Origin of the sequence: Desulfosporosinus nitroreducens, from assembly GCF_023897015.1 — a bacterium.
Classification (GTDB): Bacteria; Bacillota; Desulfitobacteriia; order Desulfitobacteriales; family Desulfitobacteriaceae; genus Desulfosporosinus; species Desulfosporosinus nitroreducens.
Window position 1 is genome coordinate 1 of record NZ_JAMHFY010000084.1, and the last position, 1,474, is coordinate 1,474.

Genomic DNA, 1,474 nt, shown 5'->3' on the forward strand with positions numbered 1-1,474 from the left:
GCCATAACACCATGCGCAAACATCATCGCCACAGCACCTGTTGCCGCTGTTGGGTTCAAGGCAGCGATCGCGATAATAACATATCCCATATGGCTGACGGAGGAATATCCGACGACATATTTCAGATCCTTTTGGGCCAGAGCGATAAAGGCCGCATAGAGTACGCTAATCACAGCGAGCGTCGCAATGTACGGTGCCCAAAAACTCGCTCCTACGGGGAGGACATAAACACCTAAACGAATTAATCCATAGCCCCCAATTTTCTTTAAGACTCCGGCGTGAATCATACTAACGGCGGTCGGCGCTCCGGCATAACCGTCAGGAGACCAGGAGTGGAATGGGAACATGGAAATGAGGGATCCAAAACCCACGATCATCAAGGCAAAGGCAACTTTTTGGAAGGCTGGACTGTACAGGTCTTGCCGAGCTGACAGCTGATCAAACATAAAGGTTGGATTACCATTGGCACCGGCTGCCAGGTAAAGGGCTACCATTCCTACGAGGAGGAAGGCAGATCCAATCAGCAAGTAAATGGTTAACTTCATAGCCGCGTATTCCTTGGTTACCCGTTTGGTACTTCCCCAAATGATGACCATGATGTAGATAGGAATAACCACGATTTCATAGAAAAGGAAGAAGATAAACAGGTCGCGAGCAATAAAGGTTCCCATAACCCCGGCAATCAGAATAAGCAATAAGATAAAGAATTCTTTGACACGCTTATCGATATTCCAGGAAGCATAGATGGATGCAAAACCTATGAGGTTGGTCAGAAGAAGCATGGGTAAGCTTAATCCGTCAACGCCCAAAGCCATGTTGACCCCCAAATCGGGCACCCAAGGAATCGTCAGGGTAAACTGCATTCCGCCCTGTGCCCATTGATAGGTTGCGAAAGCATAGAGTGAGAGTACTAACGATACTAACATACCCATTGCGGCAATCAGTTTTATGGCCTTAGTTTCTTCCTTGGGCATGAAAACAATCAAGAGCATGGCCACTATCGGTGCTAGCAGAGTGAAGGGCAGAAGCATTGACATTGAACCTACGGTTGGTAGTGCAGACATTATTTCACACCTCCTAGCGTCGCTAAGGGGTTTAGAGCCGCCAGTTGACCTTCTCCAAAGGCGAAGACCATGAATAGGACGACCACTGCGAAAAAGAACACCATAGCGTACGTTTGTAGTTGTCCTGTATTTGTCCGACGGAGGACTTTACCGCTGCCTCGAGTGATTAAGGCGAGTCCGTTGACAATCCCGTCCACGATATAGATATCAACCCAGTACAGGACCTTACCCAGACCATCCATGATGTTATGAATTAACCAGAGATAGAGCTCATCGATATAGTATTTATTTTTGAGCAGTTTGTACACGAATGGAAAGCGCTCAACGACATCTTCAGCCGAGATCGCTTTTTTGACGTAGGTGGCATAAGCTAATCCAATCCCTAGAAGTCCCGCAACCACGGAAATTCC

At 47.5% G+C, this 1,474-nt stretch carries 1 protein-coding gene and 1 pseudogene; both read right to left on the bottom strand.

Translation table 11 applies throughout. The annotated features are described in order from the left end of the window. Positions 1 to 1,064 (bottom strand): complex I subunit 4 family protein (locus M8E35_RS26240; protein WP_252473917.1); only part of this gene is annotated, 1,064 nt, incomplete at its 3' end. After that, positions 1,064 to 1,474, bottom strand: a pseudogene (locus M8E35_RS26245) (NADH-quinone oxidoreductase subunit L); the annotation flags it as partial. The pseudogene M8E35_RS26245 and the gene M8E35_RS26240, both read right to left, overlap by 1 nt.